The 3985-nt window shown below is 67.2% G+C and carries 4 protein-coding genes and 1 pseudogene; 3 read left to right on the forward strand and 2 right to left on the reverse strand.

What is annotated here, in order from left to right; all coding sequences use genetic code 11:
• From KY462_16745 to KY462_16755, 3 genes and pseudogenes are all read left to right on the forward strand, one after another.
• Positions 1-317: pyridoxamine 5'-phosphate oxidase family protein (locus KY462_16745; protein MBW3579347.1), on the forward strand; the 317-nt coding region annotated here is incomplete at its 5' end.
• A 492-nt stretch (positions 318-809) separates the two neighbouring features.
• A pseudogene (locus tag KY462_16750) lies at positions 810-1382 on the forward strand (DUF4386 domain-containing protein).
• Positions 1383-1511: 129 nt separating this feature from the next.
• Positions 1512-2483, forward strand: coding sequence for an NAD(P)-dependent alcohol dehydrogenase (locus KY462_16755; GenBank protein MBW3579348.1), 972 nt, complete (start codon positions 1512-1514; stop codon positions 2481-2483).
• Between the two features lie 188 nt (positions 2484-2671).
• On the opposite strand, the gene KY462_16760 is transcribed toward KY462_16755, so the two are convergent.
• Both KY462_16760 and KY462_16765 read right to left on the reverse strand, forming a co-directional pair.
• Complete coding sequence (locus KY462_16760; GenBank protein ID MBW3579349.1) at positions 2672-3046, reverse strand: nitroreductase family deazaflavin-dependent oxidoreductase; 375 nt, start codon at positions 3044-3046, stop codon at positions 2672-2674.
• A 125-nt stretch (positions 3047-3171) separates the two neighbouring features.
• Positions 3172-3828: a response regulator transcription factor gene (locus tag KY462_16765; GenBank protein ID MBW3579350.1), complete on the reverse strand. Its 657-nt coding sequence runs from the start codon at positions 3826-3828 to the stop codon at positions 3172-3174.
• Between the last annotated feature and the right edge of the window lie 157 nt (positions 3829-3985).

Here is a 3985-nt window from a genome sequence, read left to right on the forward strand (position 1 = left end):
GGTTGACCGGCCCGTGGGCGCATCTCAATGACCTCCTCGAGGACGATCCCCGAGCGGTGCTCGTAGTGGACACCTGCGACCTCGCGACCGGCGAGGTCCTGCAGGTCACCGCCCGAGGCCGGATCGAGATTCGCCCGTACGACCGTGCTCGAGCCATACGCAAGCTGCGCCGCTATCTCGGCCCGGACATCTCCGCGTGGGACGCCACGTTCGATCCAGACGCCATGGCCGAGGCCAAGTTCGCGCGACTCGCCCCAACCAAACTCAGCGCCCGTGACCTCTCGTTCAAGCCGAGCGCCGACGGCCGATCCGGCTGACCCATCGGTCCGCCGATACTCACCGGTCCACGATCACGGCACAAACGACCGTCGACCGCGCCGTGTTGTTCAACTGTTGCGCCACACACCCGATGGCCGTTGGGAGCGCCGGCTTGTCCGCGATGGGCCTGCGCGCGCCAAGCGCCGGCTGACGCGCAACCTCCGGTAACGGGGAGTCCGAATGTTGCCCACCATTGGGTGTTGAGGCGATGCGCAGTTCGGCGGAGTGTTCAGGCCAGCGGGTCCGCGGCGAGGTGGGATAGGTCATCGAGCTCGGGGAGAAGCGCGACGCTCTCTTGCTCAGCCCGCACATCGGTCTAGGGGCGGGGTCCTCTCCTTGTCGGGAAGGGCCGCTGGTCGGGTCCCCGTTCCTGGCGGGGTTCGGCGTGCTGTTCGATCAGGGCGTCGATCTCCGACTCGCGGTAGCGGCGATGGCCGCGTCCGCGACCGCCTCACGGTGGCGGGCGACGCCGCCGCGACCAGCGCCAACATGCCGGGAACGCGACCTTGTTCCGTCTCGGGTTCGTCAGCGACCTCGTTGGCATCACCTTCTACGTCCTGCTGGCCATGGCGCTCTACATGCTCCTCAGACACGTCAACGCCGAAGCTGCGTCGGCCATGGTCGTCTTCGTGGCGCTCGCCGCTGCGATCCTGAGCATCAACACGCTTAACCACTTCGCCGCACTGATGGTCGCCACGCAGGAACGGCTCGCCAGCCTCGGCGGGTCTGACGCCCTGGTGCTGATGGTCCTCGACCTGCACGAACACGGCTACCGGATCGCCCAGATCTTCTTCGGGTTGTGGCTGCTGCCACTGGGGTACCTCGCCTACAGGTCCTCGTACTTCCCCCGGCCCCTGGGCGTCCTGCTGATGGTCGCAGCCCTCACCCACCTGGTCGAGATGCTCACCCACTTCCTGCTCCCCGACCTCGGACCCACCATCATCCTCGCCATACAAGCGCCAGCGATCGTCGCGGAGTTCTGGATGATCGGATACCTGCTGATCAAGGGCGTACGGACTCCCAGTCGCAAAGAGTCTGTCCCCGACGCCGCTTCCGCATCCTGAAGCAACTCTGGAGAACCGAGATCATGCGCGTCGTCGACGAACACCCGGCCTTGCATTCCCGCCAGCCACAGCGGTAGGAAGAAGGTCGAGAAAGCGCGCGAGGGTCCCCAGGAGACCGGCGGTGACATCGTGAAAGCGATCGTCCGCGAGCGGTACGGCCGACCCGGGGAGGTCCTCGAGCTCCGTGACGTCGACGTGCCCACGATCGACGACGGCGAGGTACTGGTGCGAGTGGCAGCAGCCAGCGTCAACGCCGGAGATACGGCGATCGTGGAAGGCAGCCCCTACGTCATCCGCCCCGTGTACGGCGTCACGAGGCCGAGGCGGCGGGTCATCGGTCAGGACCTCGCCGGCACGGTCGAACAGGTCGGCGCCAAGGTCAAACGGTTCAGCCCGGGTGACGAGGTGTTCGGAGGTGCCTTCGGGTCGTTCGCCGAGTACGCCGCGGCACCGGAGAAGCGATTGGCCCGCAAGCCTGCCGGTCTCGGCTTCGAGGTGGCGGCCGCCGTCCCGATCGCCGGGCTCACGGCCCTGCAAGGGCTGCGCGACGCTGCCCGCGTCGAGGCTGGCCAGCGGGTGCTCATCAACGGGGCATCGGGGGGTGTCGGGACCTACGCGGTCCAGGTCGCCAAGGCACTAGGAGCCGAGGTGACCGCGGTCTGCAGCACACGCAACGTGGACCAAACCCGGGCGATCGGTGCCGACCACGTCATCGACTACACCGAAGAGGACTTCACCGCAGGCGCAGCACGGTATGACGTCGTCTTCGACAACGCGGCGAGCCAATCGCTGGCCGCCACCCTGCAGGTCCTGACTCACGGGGGGATCCTGGTCCCGAACGCCGGCATGCTCGACCGCAGGTGGCTGGCCAACCTGCCCCGCCTGTTCGGCGCGGCGGCGTCGACGGTCGGAAGCCGCAAACGCGCCCGGTTCTCGCTGCAGGCATGGAGACCCGACGATCTGCTGACGCTCGGCGCGTGGATCGAGGTAGGCACGGTCTCGCCGGTCATCGAGAGGACCTACCCGTTGAGCGAGACCCCCGCTGCCGTCGCGTACGTCGGGGAAGGCCACGCCCGAGGGAAAGCGGTCATTACCGTCTGAGCGATCGAACGAACGAGGGCCCCGTTGTCAGTCGTCGAACATCGTTGTCGACCCGGGATCGAGCACCCCGCAGCCCGCGACTACAGGCCCGACCGTGCCCTGCATCCCCTTGCCAGGATGGAGATGAGCTCGTCAGGCAGCTGGGACGACAACCGAGGGCAGGCGCAGACCCTGGTTGCCGCGAGGCCTCACCCGTCGGCGAGGTCCATTCGCAGGTACTCTCTGATACCCAGCCATCTCGGAGGATGCTTCACCGTGTCCGGGAGGGCCGCCCACGCTTGGTCCTCGTCGACCAGTCGCGGGCTGGTGAGATCCACGTCCTCACCGCCGATCGTGAGGCGGGCGTGACCGGCGGCGAGCACGTTGCGGACCCAGTCTGACTCCGAGCCGTAGACCAGGATGAACAGGTAGCCGCGCTCGACGAGGTGCGCGTCGAGTGGTGTTCGGTAGGTCTTGCCCGAGGTCCGGCCGACGTGGGTTAGCACTGGGCGGTCGCCACGCTTGAGCTCCCACGGGTTGAACACCCGTTTGTTGATGTGCCTCCACCATCGTGGCATCGGCATGCTTGCGACTCCTCTACCGGATTCACGGTAAGCGGTTGCTGATCTCGCAGCGGTCATGGGCGCTGAGTCCGTTGACGACTACCGCCCATATCCACGGTTCTCGCTGTGGGTCGGAGAGCTCTCGTTCAGGTCGGCATGCGGCCGGTTTCGTAGGCCCAGATGGCGAGTTCGACGCGGTTGCGTGCTTCGAGCTTGCGCATGAGGGCGCTGAGGTGGGTCTTGACGGTGCTGAGGCTGATGTAGAGCTCGTCGGCGATCTCCCTGTTGGTGCGGCCTCGGGCGACCGCGATCAGGACCTCTTCTTCGCGGGGGGTGAGCTGCTCGATGGGATGGTGCGGGATCGTCCCGGTCGGTGCGTCAGCGAACGTGGCGAGCAGACGGGCGGTGATGTCGGGGGCGATGAGCGCGTCGCCGTTGGCGGCGGCGTTAACAGCCTGCACGAGCAGGGCGGGGTCGGCGCCCTTGAGGAGGAAGCCGCGGGCCCCGGCCTTCAGGGCGCCGTGTACGTACTCGTCCAGATCGAAGGTGGTGATCACGACGACCGCGAGCGGATCTGCGACGTTGGGGCCGGCGAGCTGGCGGGTTGCCTCGATGCCGTCCAGCCCGGGCATGCGGATGTCGAACAGGCACACGTCGGGCCGCAGTTCACGCGCCAGGGTGACGGCCCGCTGACCGTCTGCGGCCTCCCCGACGATCTCGATGTCGGGCTGAGCATCGAGGATCATGGCGATCCCCGACCGGACGATGTCCTGGTCGTCGGCGATGAGCACGCGGATGGTCATGCCTACGACGATCCGTTCGCGACTCGAGAATCCAGACCTCCTGACATAGCGGGATGGTTCATGCAGAGTCGGGCCGGGTTTTGATGGCGTAGACGAGCTCGAGGTCGGTGCCGGGGTAGAGGGTGTGGGTGTCGGTGAGGACCTGGCAGAGGGCGGC

The organism is Actinomycetota bacterium (genome assembly GCA_019347675.1).
In the GTDB taxonomy this organism is placed as follows: domain Bacteria; phylum Actinomycetota; class Nitriliruptoria; order Nitriliruptorales; family JAHWKO01; genus JAHWKW01.

Coding starts and splice junctions, on each gene's coding strand:
- KY462_16760 (MBW3579349.1), bottom strand. CDS start 3,046: ATGCCGATGCCACGATGGTGGAGGCACATCAACAAACGGGTGTTCAAC.
- KY462_16765 (MBW3579350.1), bottom strand. CDS start 3,828: ATGACCATCCGCGTGCTCATCGCCGACGACCAGGACATCGTCCGGTCG.